25 protein-coding genes are annotated in these 21,186 nt (G+C 69.7%); 13 read left to right on the top strand and 12 right to left on the bottom strand.

Features of this window, described 5'->3' with window-relative positions; all coding sequences use genetic code 11:
• Positions 1 to 63: 63 nt before the first annotated feature.
• A complete protein-coding gene (gene hemH / locus BLW83_RS09170) occupies positions 64 to 1,125 on the bottom strand; it encodes a ferrochelatase (RefSeq protein ID WP_090847901.1) in 1,062 nt (353 codons plus the stop codon).
• A complete protein-coding gene (locus BLW83_RS09175) occupies positions 1,122 to 1,964 on the bottom strand; it encodes a class I SAM-dependent methyltransferase (protein ID WP_090847903.1) in 843 nt (280 codons plus the stop codon). Before BLW83_RS09175 ends, hemH begins: the two co-directional genes overlap by 4 nt.
• A 31-nt stretch (positions 1,965 to 1,995) precedes the next feature.
• On the opposite strand from BLW83_RS09175, the gene BLW83_RS09180 reads away from it, so the two are divergent.
• The 3 genes from BLW83_RS09180 (at position 1,996) to BLW83_RS09190 (ending at position 3,806) form a co-directional block, all read left to right on the top strand.
• The gene (locus tag BLW83_RS09180; RefSeq protein WP_090847906.1) at positions 1,996 to 2,757 is read left to right on the top strand and encodes a double zinc ribbon domain-containing protein; all 762 of its coding nucleotides are present in this window, start codon (positions 1,996 to 1,998) and stop codon (positions 2,755 to 2,757) included.
• 159 nt (positions 2,758 to 2,916) lie between these two features.
• Positions 2,917 to 3,342: an alternative ribosome rescue aminoacyl-tRNA hydrolase ArfB gene (gene arfB, locus BLW83_RS09185; RefSeq protein WP_090847908.1), complete on the top strand. Its 426-nt coding sequence runs from the start codon at positions 2,917 to 2,919 to the stop codon at positions 3,340 to 3,342.
• On the top strand, positions 3,339 to 3,806 hold the full coding sequence (locus BLW83_RS09190; protein ID WP_090847910.1) for an NUDIX hydrolase: 468 nt from the start codon (positions 3,339 to 3,341) through the stop codon (positions 3,804 to 3,806). Before arfB ends, BLW83_RS09190 begins: the two co-directional genes overlap by 4 nt.
• On the opposite strand, the gene BLW83_RS09195 is transcribed toward BLW83_RS09190, so the two are convergent.
• The 5 genes from BLW83_RS09195 to def (BLW83_RS09215) form a co-directional block, all read right to left on the bottom strand.
• Complete coding sequence (locus BLW83_RS09195) at positions 3,803 to 4,039, bottom strand: Lrp/AsnC ligand binding domain-containing protein (protein WP_090847912.1); 237 nt, start codon at positions 4,037 to 4,039, stop codon at positions 3,803 to 3,805. The genes BLW83_RS09190 and BLW83_RS09195 overlap by 4 nt on opposite strands.
• 30 nt (positions 4,040 to 4,069) lie before the next feature.
• Entirely contained in the window at positions 4,070 to 5,449 is a 1,380-nt protein-coding gene (locus BLW83_RS09200) for an MATE family efflux transporter (protein WP_090847914.1), read from the bottom strand.
• A gap of 58 nt (positions 5,450 to 5,507) precedes the next feature.
• Positions 5,508 to 6,401 (bottom strand): methionyl-tRNA formyltransferase, encoded by an 894-nt coding sequence (gene fmt, locus BLW83_RS09205; RefSeq protein WP_090848160.1) that lies wholly within the window; start codon positions 6,399 to 6,401, stop codon positions 5,508 to 5,510.
• Positions 6,402 to 6,465: 64 nt separating this feature from the next.
• Positions 6,466 to 6,966 (bottom strand): peptide deformylase, encoded by a 501-nt coding sequence (gene def, locus BLW83_RS09210; protein WP_090847916.1) that lies wholly within the window; start codon positions 6,964 to 6,966, stop codon positions 6,466 to 6,468.
• Positions 6,966 to 7,484: a peptide deformylase gene (gene def, locus BLW83_RS09215; protein ID WP_090848161.1), complete on the bottom strand. Its 519-nt coding sequence runs from the start codon at positions 7,482 to 7,484 to the stop codon at positions 6,966 to 6,968. Before def (BLW83_RS09215) ends, def (BLW83_RS09210) begins: the two co-directional genes overlap by 1 nt.
• Positions 7,485 to 7,555: 71 nt before the next feature.
• Here def (BLW83_RS09215) and BLW83_RS09220 point away from each other — a divergent pair, with 71 nt between their 5' ends.
• Entirely contained in the window at positions 7,556 to 8,764 is a 1,209-nt protein-coding gene (locus BLW83_RS09220) for a MalY/PatB family protein (protein ID WP_090847917.1), read from the top strand.
• 3 nt (positions 8,765 to 8,767) lie between these two features.
• On the opposite strand, the gene hrpB is transcribed toward BLW83_RS09220, so the two are convergent.
• Entirely contained in the window at positions 8,768 to 11,173 is a 2,406-nt protein-coding gene (hrpB, locus tag BLW83_RS09225; RefSeq protein ID WP_090847919.1) for an ATP-dependent helicase HrpB, read from the bottom strand.
• A gap of 234 nt (positions 11,174 to 11,407) precedes the next feature.
• Between hrpB and BLW83_RS09230 the strand changes: the two genes are divergently transcribed.
• From BLW83_RS09230 to BLW83_RS09255, 6 genes are all read left to right on the top strand, one after another.
• Positions 11,408 to 12,784 carry a YcjX family GTP-binding protein gene (locus BLW83_RS09230; RefSeq protein ID WP_090847921.1) on the top strand — a complete coding sequence of 459 codons (1,377 nt, stop codon included), beginning with the start codon at positions 11,408 to 11,410 and terminating at the stop codon, positions 12,782 to 12,784.
• A 64-nt stretch (positions 12,785 to 12,848) separates the two neighbouring features.
• Positions 12,849 to 14,129 (top strand): YcjF family protein, encoded by a 1,281-nt coding sequence (locus BLW83_RS09235; RefSeq protein WP_090847923.1) that lies wholly within the window; start codon positions 12,849 to 12,851, stop codon positions 14,127 to 14,129.
• A 45-nt stretch (positions 14,130 to 14,174) separates the two neighbouring features.
• Complete coding sequence (pgsA, locus tag BLW83_RS09240) at positions 14,175 to 14,798, top strand: CDP-diacylglycerol--glycerol-3-phosphate 3-phosphatidyltransferase (protein WP_090847925.1); 624 nt, start codon at positions 14,175 to 14,177, stop codon at positions 14,796 to 14,798.
• Between the two features lie 2 nt (positions 14,799 to 14,800).
• Positions 14,801 to 15,046 (top strand): molybdopterin converting factor subunit 1, encoded by a 246-nt coding sequence (gene moaD, locus BLW83_RS09245; protein ID WP_090848162.1) that lies wholly within the window; start codon positions 14,801 to 14,803, stop codon positions 15,044 to 15,046.
• Complete coding sequence (locus BLW83_RS09250; protein WP_090847927.1) at positions 15,046 to 15,489, top strand: molybdenum cofactor biosynthesis protein MoaE; 444 nt, start codon at positions 15,046 to 15,048, stop codon at positions 15,487 to 15,489. Before moaD ends, BLW83_RS09250 begins: the two co-directional genes overlap by 1 nt.
• Positions 15,490 to 15,603: 114 nt before the next feature.
• Positions 15,604 to 16,563, top strand: a complete 960-nt coding sequence (locus BLW83_RS09255) for an acetyl-CoA carboxylase carboxyltransferase subunit alpha (protein ID WP_090847928.1) — start codon at positions 15,604 to 15,606, stop codon at positions 16,561 to 16,563.
• A gap of 14 nt (positions 16,564 to 16,577) precedes the next feature.
• Here BLW83_RS09255 and fliP read toward each other — a convergent pair whose 3' ends face one another.
• The 4 genes from fliP to fliF are packed head-to-tail and all read right to left on the bottom strand — an operon-like array spanning position 16,578 to position 19,729.
• The gene (gene fliP / locus BLW83_RS09260; protein ID WP_245728750.1) at positions 16,578 to 17,345 is read right to left on the bottom strand and encodes a flagellar type III secretion system pore protein FliP; all 768 of its coding nucleotides are present in this window, start codon (positions 17,343 to 17,345) and stop codon (positions 16,578 to 16,580) included.
• Positions 17,342 to 17,593, bottom strand: coding sequence for a FliM/FliN family flagellar motor C-terminal domain-containing protein (locus BLW83_RS09265; protein WP_090847929.1), 252 nt, complete (start codon positions 17,591 to 17,593; stop codon positions 17,342 to 17,344). Before BLW83_RS09265 ends, fliP begins: the two co-directional genes overlap by 4 nt.
• A 1-nt stretch (position 17,594) precedes the next feature.
• On the bottom strand, positions 17,595 to 18,152 hold the full coding sequence (locus BLW83_RS09270) for a hypothetical protein (protein WP_143042802.1): 558 nt from the start codon (positions 18,150 to 18,152) through the stop codon (positions 17,595 to 17,597).
• On the bottom strand, positions 18,149 to 19,729 hold the full coding sequence (gene fliF, locus BLW83_RS09275; protein WP_090847933.1) for a flagellar basal-body MS-ring/collar protein FliF: 1,581 nt from the start codon (positions 19,727 to 19,729) through the stop codon (positions 18,149 to 18,151). Before fliF ends, BLW83_RS09270 begins: the two co-directional genes overlap by 4 nt.
• 113 nt (positions 19,730 to 19,842) lie before the next feature.
• On the opposite strand from fliF, the gene BLW83_RS09280 reads away from it, so the two are divergent.
• Genes BLW83_RS09280 through BLW83_RS09290 form a run of 3 tightly spaced genes read left to right on the top strand, consistent with a single transcriptional unit; the run spans position 19,843 to position 21,183 of the window.
• Complete coding sequence (locus tag BLW83_RS09280) at positions 19,843 to 20,319, top strand: flagellar basal body-associated FliL family protein (protein WP_090847934.1); 477 nt, start codon at positions 19,843 to 19,845, stop codon at positions 20,317 to 20,319.
• A complete protein-coding gene (locus BLW83_RS09285; RefSeq protein WP_090847935.1) occupies positions 20,316 to 20,654 on the top strand; it encodes a hypothetical protein in 339 nt (112 codons plus the stop codon). Before BLW83_RS09280 ends, BLW83_RS09285 begins: the two co-directional genes overlap by 4 nt.
• A complete protein-coding gene (locus tag BLW83_RS09290; RefSeq protein ID WP_090847936.1) occupies positions 20,647 to 21,183 on the top strand; it encodes a MotE family protein in 537 nt (178 codons plus the stop codon). Before BLW83_RS09285 ends, BLW83_RS09290 begins: the two co-directional genes overlap by 8 nt.
• The last annotated feature ends 3 nt before the right edge of the window (positions 21,184 to 21,186 follow it).

Consider the following 21,186-nt stretch of genomic DNA (forward strand, 5'->3'; position numbering starts at 1 on the left):
TCGCTGCCCAATATAGGGGCATCGCCGCCGATCCCAAGGCGCAGAACGCCGCCCCGGCCGCGTTCACCCCACCCAGCCGGCCAGGTTTTCGGCGATCACCCCGGTCAGCACCTCGATATGCGCATCATCGTCGTTCAGGCAGGGGATATAGGTAAAGCCCTGCCCGCCCGCGCCCTCGAACGCCTCGCGGATCTCGCCGTTGATTTCTTCGAGCGTCTCGATGCAGTCGGCGCTGAACGCGGGAGAAATCACCGCGATGTCGGTGATGCCGCGGCTTGCAAGGTCCGCCACATGCTCGACCGTATAGGGGCGCAGCCATTCCTCGGACCCGAACACCGACTGGAATGTGGTGTCGATCGAATCCTCGTCCCAGCCCAGCCGCTCGCGCAGCAGCCGCGAGGTCTTGTGGCACTGACAGTAATAGGGGTCGCCCTCGTGCAGATAGCGCACCGGCATCCCGTGGTAAGAGGCCACCAGCTTTTGCGGGCGCTTGCCGCCCAGCGTGCGTTCCACCGACTGCGCCAGCGCCTCGATATAGTCGGGGCGGTCGAAATAGGGCGGGCAGACCCGGGCCGAGGGCTGCCATTTCTGCGTCATCAGCGCGCGGAAGAACTGGTCGTTCGCCGTGGCCCAGGTGGCGCCCGCGTATTGCGGATACATCGGCAGAAAGACGATGCGGTCGCAGCCCGCCTTGACCATCCGGTCCACCACGGATTGCGTCGAGGGGTTGCCGTAGCGCATGCAGAAATCGACCATCACCCGGTCGCCCCAGCGATCCGCCGCGGCCTTTTGCAGCTTGGCGAGCTTTTGCTTGGTGATGGTCAGCAGCGGGCTTTCGTCGGCCTCGTTGTTCCAGATCAGCCGATAGTTGGCGCCCGAGGTAAAGGGGCGCTTGGTCAGGATGATCCCTTGCAGGATCGGCTGCCATTTCCACGCCGGATAGTCGATCACCCGCTTGTCGGACAGGAACTCGTTCAGATAGCGGCGCATCGACCAGTAATCATGGCCGTCGGGCGTGCCCAGATTGGCAATGAGGACGCCGATTTTCGGCTGCGGCAGCGCCGGGTGGTCGGCGGGGGCGTGATCGGGTCGGCGGGCGTCATGCGGGCGCAAAGGCTGGCTCATGTGGTCCTCTTGTTCAGCGCCTCGGCCAGTCCGATCTGGGCCGAGCCGGGACGCAGGGGTTTTTGCTGGTTTTCGGCCGGAGCCCAGCCGGTCAGGAACACCAGATCGACGCCGACGCAGATTCGGTCGGGGTTGTCCCGGTCAGGCGCGGTGGTTGCAAGGATTTCGGCGGCGCGCAACATCATCGCGCGGGCGGTGGGGCGGCGCAGGCGGCGGTCCAGCGCGTTGCCCTCGCCCATGGCGCGCAGGTCGCGGGCCAGGTGGAACAGGTCGCGATAGCTGACCTGTTGGGTGATCTGGTCGGCGACCGGCAGCGCCAGCCCGCCGCGCTGGACCAGCGCACCCAGATCGCGGATTTCGCCAAAGGGCGCAATGCGCGGGGACAGGCCGCCGGTGATCTCGACCTCGGCCTGCGCCAGCGCGGCGCGCAGGGGCGCCAGCGTCTGCCCGCCCGGCAGCACCGCCAGAAACAGCCCGTCGGGGCGCAGCGCGCGCGCCGACTGGACGATCTGCCCCACCGGGTCATCAGCCCAGTGCAGCGCCAGCGCATGGATCACAAGATCGTGCGCGGCCGGGGCAAGGTCGAGTTCCGGCGCATCCGCCACCACCCGCGCCCCCGGCATCGCCGCGCGCCAGAAATCCGGATTTCCGGTCACCACGGCGGTTGCCGTAAACCTTCTGTTAATGTCTGCGAGTCTATCCTGCACCTCGGCCAGGGCCAGCTGGTGCAGCCAGTTCTCGCGCCCCGCACGGTCGGCGCGGGCGCGGTTGCGCAGCAGCGCGGCGCGGTCGGTCAGGCGCGGCGGGGCCGTGGGATTAATGGGGTGCGACGCAGACATGAGGCTGGACATTAAGGCGCTTCGCCCGGCGATGAAAGCCACGGTCGCGACAGTGTTTCCGCCGCAATGCCTTGATTGCGGCGGGCCGGTGGCCGATTCGGGGGCGCTTTGCCCCAGCTGCTGGGCCGAGGCAGATTTCATCGGCGGCTGCGTTTGCGGCCGCTGCGGAACACCGCTGCCCGGTCTCGCAGCGGACGAGGGCGACGAGCCGCTGGCCTGCGACGACTGCCTTGCGACCCCGCGGCCATGGGCGCAGGGCCGCGCCGCACTGGTCTATGACGGCGCCGGGCGGCGGCTGGCGCTGGCGTTGAAACACGCGGACCGCCCCGATCTGGCGCCGGCGCTGGGCCGGTGGCTGGCGGTGGCCTCGGCGCCGCTGGTCGGGCCGGACACGCTGGTCGTGCCGGTGCCGATGCATCCGCTGCGGCTGCTGCGGCGCAAATACAATCAGGCCGCGCTGCTGGCGGCGGCGGTGGCGCGGGCGCATGGGCTGCGGGCGCTGCCCGCGGCATTACGCCGCAAGCGCCATACGCCGATGCAGGACCACCGCTCGGTTTCCGACCGCTTTGCCAATGTCGAGGACGCGATCACCGTCTCGATTCGGGCGCGGCAGGTGCTGGCGGGGCGGCCGGTGCTGCTGATCGACGACGTGATGGCCTCGGGCGCGACGTTGTCGGCGGCAGCCGGGGCGCTGACGGCCACAGGCGCCGGGCCGGTTGCGGTCGCGGTGCTGGCACGCGCGGTCAAGGACGGCCCCCGGCGCGCCGTTTACAGCGACCGGCTGGCGGGCTGATCATGCGCGCACCCCCGCAAACACTGTCGCCCGGCCCCGCACCCGCCGCCCCCGCACCCGCCGCCCCCGCGCAGGTTTCCCCGCCCCTGCCCGCGTCATCCGACGATTATCCAGCCCGCGCCCCTTCCCATTGCGGCGGCGCGACCGCATCTTGCCCACATGCTGCGCATCAACGACACCATCACCCTTGCCGATTGGGAGCTTTCGGAACAGTTCACCCGTGCCCAGGGGCCGGGCGGGCAGAACGTGAACAAGGTCTCGACCGCCGTCGAGCTGCGGTTCGAGGCCGAGCGCTCGCCGCATCTGCCCGCGCCGGTCAAGGCGCGGCTGCGGCGGCTGGCGGGGCGGCGCTGGACCTCGGACGGGGCCATCCTGATCGCGGTGCAGGACACCCGCAGCCAGGCCCGCAACCGCGAAATCGCGCGCGAAAGACTGGCCGAGCTGATCCGCAAGGCGCTGATCGCGCCCCGCCCACGCATCCCCACCCGGCCGACGCTGGGCAGCCAGCGCCGCCGGCTGGCCGCCAAGACGATCCGCGGCACGATCAAGGCCCTGCGCGGCCCGGTCGAAAGGGACGGCGAATGAAATCCTGGGGGCGCCGCCTGCGGCGGCTGCTGGCGGGGGGCGACCGCGCCCTGCAAGTCGGCGCGATCTGTCGCGACCCGGAAACCGGGCGCGTGCTGATGATCACCAGCCGCGGCACCGGGCGCTGGATCATCCCCAAGGGCTGGACCATGCGCGACCGCAGTCTGGCCGAGGCCGCGCTGCAAGAAGCATGGGAAGAAGCGGGCGTCCGCGCCGATGACGCGCACGAGATCGGCAGCTACCGCTATGACAAGATCCCCGACGACGGCGACGGCCCGCCGATCCCGGTCGAGGTGCGCAGTTTTCTGGTGCCGGTGCTGGAACTGGCCGAGGATTTCCCCGAACAGGGCCAGCGCACCCGCCGCTGGATGCCGCCGACCGAGGCCGCTGGTCTGGTCGCCGAACCCGAACTGGCCGCGCTGCTGCGCAGCCTCGACGCGGCCGGCCCCGAACGCGCGGTCTAGAACGCCCGAAAGGTCATGGTGGTCAGCGTGCGGCTGATGCCGGGGATGTCGAACAGCCGCTCGGACAGATAATGGCCGACGTCCTGATCCTCGGGGACATAGACCTTGGCCAGCAGGTCGTATTCGCCCGAGGTGGAATAAAGCTCGCTGACCACCTCGCGGTCGTAGATGGCGTCGGCGACCTCATAGGTCTTGCCGGGAGTGCAGCGGAACTGGACGAAGACGGGGCGCATGGGAACCTCGGTTGCCGGGATGCGTCCAGTCTAGCGGGGTTGCGCGCCCCGGACCAGAGCGGCGGCGCCATCCAGCCGCGGGGCGGCGCGCCAGAACCGCGTCATCAGCAGCACCGCCGCCGCGCTCAGCCCGCACAGCAGCCCCAGCCACAGGCCGGGCGGCCCCATCCCCAGCGGAAAGGCCAGCGCCCAGCCGGCGGGCAGCCCGACCAGCCAGTAGCTGAAGATCGCCAGCCACATCGGCACCCGCGTGTCCTGCATGCCCCGCAGGATCCCCAGCGCGATGGCCTGCATCGCATCGACCAGCTGGAACAGCCCCGCATAGACCATCAGCGAGGCCGCCAGCGCCACGATCTGCGGCGCCCGCGGGTCGGCGGGGTTCAGGTAAAGCCCGGTCAGCAGCTCGGGGATCGTCAGAAACGCGGTCATCGGCAGCACCGCGAACCCCGCCGACAGGATGATCGCCGCCAGCGCCGCCTGCCGCAGCCCGGCCGCGTCGCCCCCGCCATGCGCGGTGCCCACCCGGATCGTCGCGGCGTTCGAGATCCCCAGATGCACCATGAAGGTCAGCCCGGCGATTTGCAGCGCGATGCCGTGCGCGGCCAGCGCCTCGGCCCCGAACCAGCCCATCAGCACGTTGGCGCCGGTGAACATGCCGGTTTCCGCCACCAGCGTCAGCCCGATCGGCAGCCCCAGCGCAAGAACGGCCCGGAACGCCGGCCAGTCGGGACGCCACAGCCGCTGGAACAGGCGGTATTCGCGCCCCTCGGGCAGCCAGGCGGCGCAGCCCGCCAGCGCCGCCAGCTGCAACCAGTTGACCGTCAGGCTGGCCAGCCCCGATCCGCGCACCCCCAGCTCCGGCAGGCCCCAATGGCCAAAGATCAGCAGCCAGTTCAGCAGCGCATTGACCGGCAGCCCGATGACGGTGATCGCCAGCACCAGGTTCGGCCGCCCCAGCGCGGCAAGGTAGCTGTTGAACACCATCCCCGCCAGCACCGGAGGCATGGCAAACAGCATCACCCGCAGCCACAGCTGCCCCAGCGCCGCCACCTGCGGTTCCTGCCCCAGCGCGATCAGGATCGGCCCCGACCACCACATCAGCGGCGCAATCACCACGCAATGCAGCACCGACACCCACAGCGCCATGCGGGTGGCGCGGCGCAGCTCGGCCGCCTCGCCCTGCGCGCGGGCGCTGGCGATCACCCCCATCACCCCCAGCGCATAGCCCGAACCCAGCATCACCAGGATAAAGAAATACGAGGTCGCCAGCACCAGCGCCGCCAGTTCGACCACGCCGTAGCGGCCGATCAGCACGGTGTCGGTGACGCCGATCAGCATCCGGCCGACATGGGTGCCGACCAGCGGCAGGCCAAGCAGCAGGGTGGCGGTCAGATGGGGGCGCAGGCTCATGCATGCCCGATAGCCCGGAACGGGCGGCGCGGAAAGCCCGCCGCCGTCAATCCAGCCCTCAGTCCAGCCTGGGCGGCAGCGCCATGCCCCGCAGCGCCTCGGTGGCGGGGACGGCGCGCCGCCCTTCGCGCTGGACCTCGGTGATCTCGACTGCGCCTTCGCCACAGGCGACGGTAAAGCCGCCCAGAACCTCGCCCGGCGCGCCCGACCCCGCCACCACGCGGGAACGCAGCAGCTTCAGCCGCTCGTCCCCCGCCATGCACCAGGCGCCGGGAAAGGGCGACAACCCGCGGATCAGCCGGTCCACCTCGGCGGCCGGTCGGGTCCAGTCGATCCTGGCCTCGGCCTTGTCGATCTTGGCGGCATAGGTCACGCCCTCGGCCGGCTGCGGCACGGCGGGCAGCGGCAGGCGGTCCAGCACATCGGCGATCAGCGCGGCCCCCATCGCCGCCAGCCGGTCGTGCAGATCGGCGGTGGTTTCCTCGGGCCCGATGGCGGTGCGCGCCTCGGCCAGAACCGGGCCGGTATCCAGCCCGGCCTCCATCTGCATGATGGCAACGCCGGTTTCCGCGTCCCCCGCCATCACCGCGCGATGGATCGGCGCCGCCCCCCGCCAGCGCGGCAAAAGCGAGGCGTGGATGTTCAGGCACCCCAGCCGCGGCGCGTCCAGAACCGACTGCGGCAGGATCAGCCCGTAGGCCACCACCACCGCGACATCCGCGCCCAGCGCCGCGAACTCTGCCTGCGCCTCGGCATCCTTCAGCCTCAGGGGCGTGCGCACCGGGATCCCCAGCGCCTCGGCCGCCGCATGCACCGCCGACGGCCGCGGCTTCTGCCCCCGCCCGGCGGCCCGCGGCGGCTGCGAATAGACGCAGACCACCTGATGGCGCGCCGCGATCTCGCGCAGGGCGGGAACGGAAAACTCTGGCGTTCCCATGAACACGACGCGCATCGCCCGCTCCTTCTTCATCATGAAAATATCCCGGGGTCCGGGGCAGCGCCCCGGTCCGGCCGCGCTATCCGCGCGAAAGCTTCGCCGATTTCGCGACCAGCATCCGCCGACGCAGCGGCGACAGGTGGTCCACGAACATCCGCCCCTCCAGGTGGTCGATCTGATGCTGCACGCTGGTCGCCCACAGCCCGACGAAATCGCGGTCCTCGACCTCGCCCTCGGCGTTCAGGAACCGCACCGTCACCGCCCGCGGCCGCTCGATCATCGCCGAAACACCGGGCAGGTTGGGCGAGGCTTCCTCATGCGCGCGCAGCTTGACCGATGCGTGCAGCACCTGCGGGTTGGCCATGCGCACCGCCTGCCCCCGCTCGGCCGAGGCATCGACCACCGCCAGCCGCAGCATCACCCCGATCTGCGGCGCGGCAAGGCCGACGCCCGGCATCGCCTCCATCGTGTCGATCATATCGGCCCAGAGGGCGCGGATCTCGTCCGTCACCGCCTCGACCGGGGCGGCCGGGCGGTGCAGGCGCCGGTCGGCATAGGGGATGCAGGCGCGCACGCTCATCAGGCCCGCGCCAGTTCGCGCTTCATCTTGGTCATGCGGCGCGCGATCATCTGCCGCTTCATCGGGCCGATATGGTCGATGAACAGACGCCCGTTCAAGTGGTCCAGCTCGTGCTGGGCGCAGGTGGCCCACAGCCCGTCGAAATCACGCTCATGCAGCTTGCCGTCCAGACCGGTCCAGCGCATCCGCACCTCGACCGGGCGGGTGACCTCGGCATATTGATCGGGAAAGGACAGGCAGCCTTCCTCATAGGCGTTCAGCACCTCGGAGGCCGAAACCACCTCGGGGTCCACCATCACCACCGGCTCGCGCGGGGCGTCAGGATCCTTGTTGCAGTCCATGACGAACAGCCGGCTCAGCACGCCGACCTGCGGCGCGGCCAGCCCGACGCCGGGCGCGGAATACATCGTCGCCAGCATGTCGGCGGCGAGGGCTTCGATCTCGGGCGTGATCCGGCCAACGGGGGCGCAGGTCTTGCGCAGCCTGGGGTCGGGGAACAGAAGAATGGGGCGCGTCATGCGTGGCAGATAGGCCATGGCTTCCGCCCGCGCAACAACCCGCTATGTTCGGACCGCGACAGGAGAAGCCGATGACCACCCAGACCCAGGATATTTTCCCCGCCCCCGATTTCGACACGCCAATCGAGCGCCGCGGCACCATGTCGAACAAATGGGACGACATGGCCCATGTCTTCGGGCTGGACGCGCCCGACGCGCTGCCGATGTGGGTGGCCGACATGGATTTCGCGGCACCTGCCGGCGTGCGCAGGGCGCTGGAACACACCGTGGCCCATGGCGTCTACGGCTATCCGGGTGAGAATACGCCCTATCTGGACGCGATCCGCTGGTGGATGCGGACCCGCCATCACTGGCAGATCGGGCGCGAGGATATCCTGACCGTCCACGGGCTGGTCAACGGCACCGCGCTTGCGGTCGATGCCTTCACCCGGCCGGGCGAGGCGGTGGTGCTGATGACCCCGGTCTATCACGCCTTCGCCCGCGTCATCAAAGCCGCGGGGCGGCAGGTGACGGAACTGCCGCTGGCGTTGCGGGACGGGCAATATGCGCTGGACTGGGACGGCTGGGCCGCACGGCTGAGCGGGCGCGAAAAGATGCTGATCCTGTGTTCGCCCCACAACCCCGGCGGGCGGGTCTGGTCCGCGGATGAGCTGCGCGAGATCGCGGATTTCTGCCGCGGACGCGACCTGATCCTGGTCTCGGACGAGATCCACCATGATCTGGTCATGCCCGGCGCGCCCCGCCACACCGTCACCGCGCTGGCCGCGCCGGACATCAGCGACCGGCTGGTGACGCTGAGTTCGGCCACCAAGACCTTCAACATCGCCGGCGCCCATGTCGGCAATGCGATCATCACCGACCCCGCCCTGCGACAGCGCTATGCGGCGCGGATGGCGGCGCTGGGGATTTCGCCGGGGCTGTTCGGGCTGCCGATGGTAACCGCGGCCTATTCGCCCGAGGGCGCGGCCTGGGTCGATGCGCTGAACGATTATCTTGCTGGAAACGCGGCGATTTTCGACCGGGGGCTGGCGGCGATTCCGGGGGTGCGGCCGATGCAGTTGCAGGCCACCTATCTGTCATGGGTCGATTTCACCGCCACCGGCATGGCGCCCACCGAGCTGCATCGCCGCATCGAGCAGGGCGCGCGCATCGCCGCCAACCACGGCGAAACCTTCGGTCTGGGCGGCGCGGGGCACATGCGCTTCAACCTCGCCACGCCGCGGGCGCGGGTGGTCGAGGCGGTCGAGCGGTTGCAGGCGGCATTCGCCGACCTGCAATAACGCCTACGTCCCCCGCGGCTTGGCGCGCAGCGTCGGGTCGGCGACAGTCGGATCCTCGGGCCAGGGGTGGCGCGGGTAGCGGCCGCGCATGTCCTTGCGCACATCGCCGTAGCCGCCGCGCCAGAACCCCGGCAGGTCGGTGGTCACCGCCACCGGCTTGCCCCCCGGCGACAACAGCTGGATGCGCAGCGGACGGCTGCCGGCCATGGGGTGGGTGGTGACGCCGAACAGCTCTTGCAGCCGCGCCTCGATGGTCGGGGTCTCGGCGTCATAGTCGATGGGGATGCGGCGGCCCAGCGGCGTGGTAAAGGCAGCGGGCGCGGCGTGGTCCAGCAGCCGCTGGCCGTCCCAGCCGATCAGCGCCTTCAGAGCCTCGGTCAGGTCCAAAGCGCGCAGATCGGCAGCGCTGCGCATCCGCCCCAACCACGGCAGCAGCCAGCCGGGGTCGGCCAGCAGCGCGGCGTCGGACACATCCGCCAGCCCCTCGACCAGGGCGATCCGCGCCCGCAGCCGCGCGGCGGCGCGGGTCCAGGGCAGGCCCAGATCGGCCAGCCCCTGCCACGCCGCCAGCGCCACCGCCTGCGCGTCAGGGTCGTCCAGCGCGCGATCCGACAGCACCAGCGCGCCGAAAACCTCTTGCCGGCGGGCAAGGATGCGGCCCTCGCGCCGCGACCAGCTGACCGATTCGACCGTCTCGATCCGGTCGCCGTAAAGCGCGCGCAGGTCGGATTCGGCCAGCGCCACCCCGCCGCGCACCCGCGATTCGCGCGGGTCGCCGTCAAGGTCGGTGGCGACGATCAGCCGCTCGGAGCCCAAGGGATCGCCCTCGGCCAGCACCGCGCCCTTGCCGCCCGACAGCACATAGCGCGGGGCATCGCCCTTACGGCGCAGGCCGATGCGGTCGGGATAGGCCAGCGCCGCCATGGCGCCCGCGGGCATCGGCGGGCGGTCGGGGACCAGCCGGCGCAGCCGTGCAGCCTCGGCCCGGATGCGCTCCAGCACGCCGCGATCCAGCGGCCAGGGGTGGCGGTCGGTATAGGCGCGCGGGTCGCGCAAGGCCGCCAGCCGCAGCGCCAGATCGGCGGGCGCGCCGCGCAGGGGATCACGCTCGGCCAGCAGCGCGGCCAGATCGGCGGCGCGGCGGCCCGCGCGCAGCAGCATATGCCCCAGCCGCGGATGCACCGGCAGCGCCACCAGCGCCCGCCCGTGGTCGGTGATCCGCCCGTTCCGCAGCGCGCCCAGGCCCGTCAGCAGCGCGCGGGCCTCGGCCAGCGCGGCAGCGGGCGGAGAGGTCAGGAACGCCAGCCCCGCGTCCGAGCCCCAGGCCGCCAACTCCAGCGCCAGCGCGGCCAGATCGGCGGTGGCAATCTCGGGCGGGGCGAATGCGGGCAAGGCGCCCTCTTCGGCCGCCGCCCACATGCGATAGCAGATGCCCGGCGCCACCCGCCCGGCGCGGCCGCGGCGCTGTTCGGCCTCGGCCCGGCTGACCCGTTCGGTCACCAGCCGGGTCATGCCGGACCCCGGATCGAACCGCGCCCGCCGCGCCCGCCCGGCATCGACCACCACCGTCACCCCCGGAATGGTCAATGAGGTCTCTGCAATCGCCGTCGCCAGCACGATCCGCCGCCCCGGTGCAGGGGCCAGCGCCGCCCGCTGCGCCGACAGCTCCATGGCGCCGTAAAGCGGCACCACCTCGGCCGGCACGTCCAGCATGGCGGCGACGCGGCGAATCTCGCCCTCGCCGGGCAGAAACGCCAGGATGCTGCCGCCAAGCGCGCGGGTCTCGGCCTCGGCCTGGGCGATCAGCCGCGCGGCCTCGGGCACCAGCCGCGCGCCGGCAGGCAGCGGACGAGGCAGCCAGCGGGTTTCGACCGGGAACGCCCGCCCGTCGGATCGCACCACCGGCGCCCCGTCCAGCAAAGCGGCGACCGGCGCGGCGTCCAGCGTCGCCGACATCACCAGCAGCGCCAGATCGGGGCGCAGCGCGGCGCGGGATTCCCAGACCAGCGCCAGCCCCAGATCGGCGTTCAGGCTGCGTTCGTGGAACTCGTCAAAGATCACGCAGCCGATGCCGGACAGTTCCGGGTCGGACTGGATCATCCGGGTCAGGATACCCTCGGTCACCACCTCGATACGGCTGCCCGGCACCGATTCGCCGCGGATGCGATAGCCGACGCGCCGCCCCACGGCCTCGCCCAGGGTCGAGGCCATCCGCTCGGCCGCCGCCCGCGCTGCCAGCCGCCGCGGCTCAAGCATGACGATGCGGCCGGGGATCATGTCCAGCAGCGCCAGCGGCACCCGTGTAGTCTTGCCCGCCCCCGGCGGCGCCACCAGCACCGCCCGCCCCTGCGCGGACAACGCCGCGCGCAGCTGGGGGATCACCTCGTCAATGGGCAGTCTCTCGTCCATCCGCCTCTCGTCGCCGAAATCGCGCGCGGCTGCAAACCGGCACGCATCTTCTGTCAGGAAATATCCCGGGCTTCCGAGCGCCCGGGAAATGGTCCGGTGGACCATTTCCAGCGAGGAAGGGGCAAAGCCCCCGGGGGCAGCGCCCCGGTCGCAACACCGCAACCCGTCGCACCATCTGGCCGTTACCCCCGCAACCACCTATCTGAAACCCATTGACCTGAACCGGAGCACCACATGGCCCTGACCGACACCGCCAGCACCCTGATGCGCGGCCTCGGCCTGTCCGACCCGGTGATCCGGCTGGGCGTCACTGGGCTGTCGCGCGCGGGCAAGACCGTGTTCATCACCTCGCTGGTCGCCAATCTGCTGGACCGCGGCCGGATGCCTGGGCTGCGGGCGGCGGTGGATGGCTCGATCGCGGCGGCGTGGCTGCAACCCCAGCCCGACGACACCGTGCCCCGCTTTGACTATGAACGCCACCTGGCGGCGCTGACCGGGCCCGACCCGCACTGGCCCGAGGGCACCCGCCACGTCAGCGAGCTGCGGCTGTCGTTGCGGCTGCAACCGCGCGGGATGCTGTCGGGGCTGAAGGGGGCGCACAACCTGCACCTGGATATCGTGGACTATCCCGGCGAATGGCTGCTGGACCTGCGGCTGATGGACCGCAGCTTCGCCCAATGGTCGGCCGAGGTGCTTGAACGGATGCAGGGCCGGCCCGGCGCCGATGTATTCCTTGCCGAAATCGCCCGCATCGACCCCGGCGCGCGGTTCGACGAACCCGCCGCGCAGCAGCTGACCCGCGCCTATGTCGCCCATCTTGCCGCCGCCCGCGACGCCGGGTTTTCCGACACCACCCCTGGCCGCTTCCTGCTGCCCGGAGAGATGGAGGGCTCGCCCGCCCTGACCTTTTCCCCCCTGCCCGAACTGCCCGATTCGCCCCTGTGGCGCGAATTCCGCCGCCGGTTCGAGGCGTATAAATCCCGCGTCGTGCGCCCGTTTTTCCGCGACCATTTCGCCCGCATCGACCGGCAGGTGGTGCTGGTCGATGTGTTGGGCGCGATCCACGCCGGCCCCCGCGCGGTCGAGGACATGCGCCGCGCCATGGCCGACATCCTGTCGGCCTTTCGCCCCGGCCGCGCCGGCTGGCTGGCGCAGCTGCTGGGCACGCGGCGGGTGGAACGCATCCTGTTTGCCGCGACCAAGGCCGACCACCTGCACCACACCCAGCATCCGCGGCTGGCCGCGATCCTGACCGCGATGCTGCGCGAGGCCCGCGACCGCGCCGATTTCCAGGGCGCGCGGACCGAGGCGCTGGCCATCGCCGCCCTGCGCAGCACGACCGAGGAAATCCTGCATCAGAACGGCCAGGATTTCCCGGCGGTCCGCGGCACGCTGATGGACGGGCGGCAGGCCGCGCTCTACCCGGGCGAACTGCCTGACAACCCCGCCGAGCTGCTGCACCCGGCGGCCAAAGGGGCCAGCCACTGGCTGGACGCGGATTACAATGTGATGACCTTTGCCCCCGCCCCCGACACGCTGCGTCCGGGCGCGGGGCCGCCGCATATCCGCATGGACCGCGCCGCCGAATTCCTGCTCGGCGACCGGCTGTAAAGGGGGATACCTCGCATGGAAATGATTTCCGCACCCGGCACCGACACGACAGGACGCCGCCCCCATGGCTGAGCCCCCCGCCCCCCGCCGCGGCCCGCTGCTGGTCGAATACCGCCCCGGCGCCGCCCCGGCTGACGCGCATCAAAACGCCGCCGACGCCAGCCCCTCCGCACCGGCCGCGGCGCAGCCTCCGCGCCCGCATGACCGCGCAGCACCCCCGGCCAGCGCAGCGCCTGCAACCCCTGCGCAGCGCCATCTTCTGTCTGAAAATATCCCCGCCGGAGGCTCCGGCACCGCCACCCCAACCCCCGGCGCAGATTCGACCGCAACCGCCCAAGGCGCCCGCGATGCCCGCGCGCCGCGCATCAAGGACGCCCCGCCCGGCCCGTCCCCCGCCGACGCGCCCTTGATCGAGGACGGGCCGCTGCCAGACCCCCGCGCGATGCAGGCGATGATACGAATCGCCGGCGCCCGCCCTTCGCGGGTGACGCGATTCTTCCTCAACAGCCTCGTCGCGCTGCTGACCTTCATGCTGTCGATGGCGGCGCTGCGGTTCTTTGACGGGCTGATGGCGCGCTCGTCCATCCTTGGCTGGATCGGGGTGGGGCTGTTCGCGGCCTTTACCTTGGCCACGCTGGCGGTGGCGCTGCGCGAATACGCCGCCTGGGCGCGGTTCGGCCGCATCGACGCCATCGCCCGCGACGCGGGCGCGGCGCTGGCCGCGGGCGATCTGGCGCGGGCGAACGCAGTGGTGGACCGGCTCGACGCCCTCTACGCCCGCCGCCCGGAACTTTCCCGCGCCCGCGAAACCCTTGCCGCCCACCGCGCCGAACCCGTCGATGCCGAGCTGGTGCTGGCTCAGGCCGAGGCCGCGCTGCTTGCCCCCCTCGATCAACAGGCGCGGCGCGAGATCGAATCCGCCGCCCGCACCGTCGCCGCCGCCACCGCGCTGATTCCGCTGGCACTGGTCGACATCCTTGCCGCGCTGGCCGCCAATCTGCGGATGATCCGGCGGATGGCGGAAATCTATGGCGGCCGCGCCGGGGCGGTGGGCGGCTGGCGGCTGGCCCGCACGGTCATCGCGCATCTGATCGCGACCGGAGCGGTGGCCGCAGGCGACGACCTGATCCACACTGTCGCCGGCGGCGGCATCCTGGCCAAGGTCAGCCGCCGCTTTGGCGAAGGCGTGGTCAACGGCGCCTTGACCGCCCGCGTCGGCATCGCCGCGATGGAGGTCTGTCGCCCCCTGCCCTTTGTCCGCCAGCCCCGCCCCCGGGTCGGCAATCTGATCGCGCGCGGGCTCAAGGGGCTGTTCGGGGACGACGATGCACCGACAAAGAAGTGAACGCAGGGACTTTCGCCCCAGCCGCCAAGGCACTAGCCTGTCGCCATGAGATGGACCGTCCCCAATATCCTGACCCTGTTGAGGCTGCTTGCGGCCCCGGGCGTCCCGCTGATGTTCCTGTATTTCAGCCGCCCATTTGCCGATTTCGCGGCACTGGCGCTGTTCGTGGTCGCCGCGATAACCGACTGGATCGACGGGCATCTGGCGCGCAGCTGGCAGCAGGAAAGCCGCTTTGGCGCCGCCATGGATCCCATCGCGGACAAGGCGATGGTGGTGATCGCGCTGGTTGTGATCACAGGCTATTCCGGCATGAACCCGTGGCTGATCCTGCCGGCCACCGTCATCCTGTTCCGCGAGGTCTTCGTCGCCGGTCTGCGCGAGTTCCTCGGCTCGGATTCCCGGCATCTTGCGGTCACCCCGCTTGCGAAATGGAAAACCACTGCCCAGATGATTGCCATCGCCACGATGTTCATGGGCACCGGGCTGGACTATTATGAAACCGGGCACCCGCCGCGGGTTGGCGAGCGCAGCCTGCCCTGGTCGACCGACTGGTCCGACCTGGCGACGCAGGCGGGGCTGCTGCTGATGTGGATCGCGGCGATCCTGACCGCGATCACCGGGTGGGATTACTTCCGCAAGGCCCTCCCCTGGTTGAAGGACGCGAAATGACGCTGGATATCCTTTATTTCGCATGGCTGCGCGAACGGATCGGCGCCCCACGCGAGCAGATCGAGACCTCGGCCGCAACGGTCCGCGACCTGGTGGCGGAACTGGTTGCCCGCGGCGAACGCCATGCCGCCGCCCTGTCCGATCTGGGCGCGGTTCGGGTCGCCGTGGACCAGGTGCTGTCCGACCTCGACGCGCCCCTGGGCGGCGCGCGCGAGGTCGCATTCTTTCCGCCGATGACGGGCGGCTGATGCGGATCCTTGTGCAAACCGAACCCTTCGACGCCACCGCGCTGATGCAGGGCTTTGGCGCCGGCGCCGGGGCGGTTGTCACCTTTACCGGGCTGGTGCGCGACGACGACGGGCTGGTGGCGCTGGAAATCGAACACTACCCCGGTATGACCGAGGCATCGCTGACCCGTCACGCGCAGGCCGCAGCCGAACGCTTTGCCCTGAGCGACGTGCTGGTCGCGCATCGCCACGGCCGCATCGCGGTGGGCGAGCCGATCATGATGGTCGCCACCGCCGCCCGCCACCGGCGCGAGGCATTCGACGCGGCGGATTTCCTGATGGACTGGCTGAAATCCCGCGCACCTTTCTGGAAACGCGAAATCGGCGCCGAAGGCCCGCGCGGCTGGGTCGTTGCCAAGGATACGGACGAGGCCGCACTGGACCGCTGGACAAACCCGCAATGACCCGCCGCCGGGCGCAGTGACCCGATTGCCGCGCGCCACGCGATGCCATCCTCTTGCGTTGCAATCCGTGCGCAGGCCCATCATAAAACCAGCCGACCACCGAGAGGCGCGACGATGACCTATCTGGAGTTCGAACGGCCGCTGGCCGATCTCGAAGGCAAGGCCGAAGAACTGCGCGCGCTGGCCCGCAAGGGCGAGGGCGTGGACCTGGAAAAAGAGGCCGCGGCCCTCGACCTCAAGGCCGGGGACATGCTGCGCAGCCTGTATCGCAATCTGGACCCATGGCGCAAAACCCTGGTCGCGCGCCACCCCGACCGGCCGCATTGCATCGACTATATCAAGGCGTTGATCACCGAATGGACACCGCTGGCCGGCGACCGCGCCTTTGGCGACGACCATGCGGTGATGGGCGGGCTGGGCCGGTTCCGCGATCAGGCGGTCGTGGTGATCGGGCATGAAAAGGGCAACGACACCCGCTCGCGCATCCATCGCAATTTCGGGATGTCGCGCCCCGAGGGGTATCGCAAGGCGATCAGGCTGATGGACATGGCCGACCGCTTCGGCCTGCCCGTGATCACGCTGGTCGACACGCCCGGCGCCTATCCCGGCAAAGGCGCCGAAGAGCGCGGGCAGTCCGAGGCGATCGCCCGCTCGACTGAAAAATGCCTTCAGATCGGGGTGCCGCTGGTCAGCATCATCATCGGCGAGGGCGGGTCGGGCGGCGCGGTCGCCTTTGCCACGGCAGACCGCCTCGCCATGCTTGAACACTCGATCTATTCGGTGATTTCGCCCGAAGGCTGCGCCTCGATCCTGTGGAAAGACGCCGAGAAGATGCGCGAGGCGGCCGAGGCGCTGAAACTGACCGCGCAGGATCTGCGCAAGCTGGGCGTGGTCGATTCGGTGATCCCAGAGCCGACGGGCGGCGCCCAGCGCGACCCGGATGAGGCGATCCGGCAGGTCGGCGACGAGATCGCGCGGCTGCTGGGCGAACTTGAGGGAACAAACCGCGCCGATCTTATCCGCAAGCGGCGCCAAAAATACCTGGACATGGGCGCGCGCGGCCTGGCCGCCTGAGGCGGGCGCCGGCATCACCCGCCCCCCTGATAGCCGCGGACCAGTGCCGCGGCGATCAGCCCCCAGCCATCCACCGCCACAAAGAACGCCAGCTTGAACGGCAGCGACACCACCACCGGCGGCACCATCATCATCCCCATCGACATCAGGATCGCCGACACTACCAGGTCGATGATCAGGAACGGCAGCGACACCAGAAAGCCGATCGCAAAGGCGCGCTCGATCTCGCTTAACATGAAGGACGGCACCAGCAGCGACAGCGGCGCCGTTTCAGGGTCAAGCCCCGCAGGCTGAGCCGCGGCAGGCTGCGGCGCCACCTCGGCCAGGGCGCGCATGGTGTCGGGGTCGATGCGTTCCGCCATGAAGCGCCGGAAAGGCTCGATCCCCCGCTCGAACGCGATGTCCAGTGCGATTTCCCCGCGTTGCAGCGGTGCCCCGGCCGATTGCCAGGCGTCACGCAGCACCGGGTCCATGACATACCAGCTGAGAAACATCGCAAGGCTGACGATCAGCATGTTGGGCGGGGATTGCTGAAGCCCGATCGACTGGCGCAGAATCGACAGGACGGTGACGATAAAGGGAAAGCAGGTCACCATAATCGCCAACGCCGGCGCCAGCGACAGCAGCGTCAGGCCGACCACCAGCAGCACGGCATTCTGGCTGATTCCGTTAACCGCGCCGGTTGCGAAATCCGAGAACTCCTGCGCGGCCACGGGCGCGGCCGTCAACATCACCAGCAGCATGGCGATGGCGCGCAACCCATGGTCCGCGCGGGCGCTCATTGCTCGACCGGGCCAAGAATCCGCACCCCCAACCGGCCTTCGCCGCCGTGGTCGATCAACTCGCCACGCGCGACGACCCGGTCGCCGATACAAATTTCGACCCCGTCCGTCGCATCCTGATCCAGCGGAAGCACATCGTCGGCCTGCAACCGGGCAAGGTCGGCGACCGACAGCCGGGTCCGGCCGATGCGGATCGCGATCTCGACCTGAATCTGATGCGTGGGGATAAGCGTTTGGCCAAGGTCCATGTCAATCGGTCTCCATCATTTCTTCGATCAGGCGGCGCAGCTGCGTGGAAATGGCTGCTTCGTCCCAGGTGATTTCGCCACCGGTCATCTCGGCTTCGACGATGCCTTCGGGGCCCGAGGCGTCGATCTGCACGGCAGACAGCCCCAGCCGCGCCAGATGGGCCGACAGAAACTCGCCCGTCCCGGCGTCACAGCGGATTTTCACGCCCAGCGGCGACACCGCGCCGGCAATATCCGCCATCTGCGCCAGCACGGCGTCGCGCAGCCGCGCCCTCGCGACCACAGGGGTCAGCTGTTCGAGCATGGCATCCAGCAACGGGGCCATGGCCAGCATCTGGGCGACCTGCGATTGCGCGTGCATCGCCCGGCCGCTTTCAAGATTTGCCGAAAGCTCGGTCAGCACGGCGCCAAGCTGGTCCGATCGCATCGCCTCAGCCTGACGCAACCCCTCGGCCACACCATCGGCAAACGCCGCATCCAGTTGCGCCTGCCGGAACATGGGGGACGCCGACCGGCCCCCGCGGTCGAATCGTTCAAGTTGCAGGATCGCGCCCATCACGCCTCTTCCTTTTGCCGGATCCAGCCCGATAGGATGCGGACGCTTTCATCTTGCCGTTCGCGCATCAGCTCGCGCAGCCGCGCCACCGCATCCGCCTGCCCTGAAGGCGGCGGCAGCTCAAAGTCCGCAGCGGTGATCGCCACGCTGGGGGCGGGTAGTGCGGCCTGGGTCTCGTCCACATGCGCGGCGGAGGCCGCGGGCGCCAGCACCGCGCGGGGTGCCGTCCCCGAATCATCCAATGCAATTGCCGGCGGGCGGGCGCGCAGCACCGGCCGCAGCACCACCATCGCAACCGCCAGCGCAAACAGGCCGATCAGCGCCAGCCGGGCCAGATCATTCAGCGCGAGGCTGGCCAGAATACCGCGTTGTTGCGCCATGGTGCCGTCATAGCCGATCGCCGAAAATGGCAGCGACTTGACCGTGATCACATCGCCCCGCGCCGCGTCGAAGCCCACGGCCGAGGCGACGAGCTCGCGCAGCGCCTCAAGCTCGGCCTCGGCCCGCGGGACGATGCTGGCGGTGCCGTCCGCGGCCTTCTGCTCGGTGCCGTTCACCAGAACCGCCACGGTCAGCCGCCGCGTCGCGCCGGGCTGACGCAATACCTCGCGGGTGACGCGGCTGACCTCGAAATTCTGGCGCTGCCGGGTTTCCGAACTGCTGGATCTGCTTTGTTCGCCGCTGCTGCCCGTCCCCTCGGGCAGGTTCGAGGATGCCGTGACCGCCCCCTGATCCGCGTTCGAGGCCTGGTCGCTGGTCTCTTCGCTTTCCTGCGACACAAGCGCGCGGCCGTTGGGGTCAAAGGTCTGCTCGGACAGCTGCTCGGTTTCGGTGACCAGATCCACGTTCAGCTCGACAATGGCATTGCCCGGCCCGACGTGGGGTTCAAGAATCCGCTCGACGTTACGTTTCATTTCGCTGGCCCGGTCGGCAGCGACGGTTTCTTCGCCCGTCGAGACGATGCCGCGGGCACTGTCGATGACCTTGACCCGGTCGGGGTCAAGCCCCGGCACCCCCGAGGACACCAGGAATTGCAGCGAACGCGCCTGCCGGGCGTCCAGCGTGCCACCCCCCATGGTGACCGTCACCGAGGCCGCCCCGCCGGCTTCGGCGCGATACCCGCGCGAGGCGGGAGGGGCGATATGGACCCGCGCCGCCTTGACGTTCGGCACCGTCAGGATCGTCCGGGCCAGCTCGCCTTCCTTGGCGCGCCAATAGGCGGCGTCGAACATCTGCGAGGTTGTGCCGAATCCGGACATCCCGTCCAGTATTTCATAGCCCGCGCCACCTGCCGCAGGCAGCCCCATGCCGGCCAGCGTCATGCGCATCCGGTCGCGCTGCGCCGAATCCACCCAGATCGAATCACCCCGGATTTCGGATTTCACGCCGGTGCGGTCCAGTTCGGCCATCACCTCGCCGGCGCGGGCCGAATCAAGTCCCCCATAAAGCAGCGCCATCGGCGTTCGATTGGCCAGCCAGGCAAAGCCCGACACCACCATGAACGTGGTCAGGAACGCCGCGACGATCAGCTGCTTCTGGCTGCTGCTGCGTTCATTCCAGTATTCGGCCAGCTTCTGCATTCCGACGCCCCTACGAATCGTTTCTCGCTTCGACAGGACGGTGATTGCACGGCGCCGATTAATAATCGGTTAGTGGGAAGCTGCTATCTGATCCTCACAGGACGGAGAATCAGATGACCGATATCAGCGAACCGATCGAAGACGTGCCGCGAAAATCGCTGGGGAAAAGGCTTTTGCCGATAATGCTGCCGGTGCTTGCGCTGGGGGTCGGCTTTGGCGCGACCTATTCGGGCCTGCTGTCGCCACTGTCCATGCTGACTGCGCCATCCGCGCCGGCCCAGCAGACGACACCAGAGGTGGTGTTTCTGGATGTGCCGCGAATCATCCTGACCATTCCGGGCGAACGGACACAGACGCTGGCGCTGGCGGTGGTCATCGACGTCGAGCCGGCGGCAGCCGCCACCGCGCATCTGCTGATGCCGCGAATTACCGACAGTTTTAACGGTTTTCTTTCCCAGATCGACGCGGCGGCGTTCAGTCGTCGCGGCATTCTGGAAATCATCCGCGAAGAGCTTGCCACGCGGACCCGCTTTATTCTGGGCGACACCGCCGTCCGCGACCTGTTGATCACCGAGTTCAGAATCCAATGACGATGACCCTTTTCCTTCAGGCCGCGCTGGTGGTCGCCGGACTGTCCGTCGCCGGCTTTTGCAACGTGCTTGCGCGCAGGCTGCGCAAGCTCAATGACCTGGAAACCGGATTGGGCGGTGCCATCGCCGTCATGGCGGCCGAGATTTCCCGACTGGAAACCGCGCTGGCCGTGGCGCAGGCAGGGGCCACCCATGCGTCGGACGGTCTTGCGCGCGAAATCGAGAAGGCCAAGTCCGAACGCGCCTATTGGGCGCTGCAACAACAATTCATGCCGCAGGCCGCCCAGTCCCGCCGACTGCGCCGCCGCCGCACGACGGAGGCCGCCGATGCGTAACCGGCTGTTCTGGACCTGCATTACCTTTCTTGCCGTGGGCATGACCGCGGCGGCCGGGGGCTGGATTGCCCGCGCACCGATGGCTCTGGCGGCCCCCGGGGCCTTGCTGGGCGGCTGCACCGACGTCCCCGAGGCCGTGGCTCTGGCCGAAACTTTGCGGCTGCGCGGGATCGCGGTGGACCGGGTGCTGGCCGACCTCGACCGCCGCAAGGACGATCTGGCCGCTGCCGAGCAGCAGCTGATCCGGCGGCTCACGGCGCTGAAACAGGCCAAGGCTTCGGTGGGGGATGCGCGGACTGCCCGCGACAGCGGAACCGCCGCCGGGATCGAGCGCCTGATCGCCGTCTATGACGCGATGAAGCCCGCCGATGCCGCCATGATTCTGGCCGCCCTGCCCCCCGATTTCGCGGCCGAGATCCTCGCACGGGTCCAACCCGACGCCGGTGCCCGGATCATCGCGCGAATCGAGCCGGCCCATGCTGCGGTCCTGACCGCCCATATGGGTTCGCGCCGGCTGAGCGGGAACTGAACC

It is taken from the genome of Paracoccus alkenifer, from assembly GCF_900108405.1.
Lineage (GTDB): Bacteria > Pseudomonadota > Alphaproteobacteria > Rhodobacterales > Rhodobacteraceae > Paracoccus > Paracoccus alkenifer.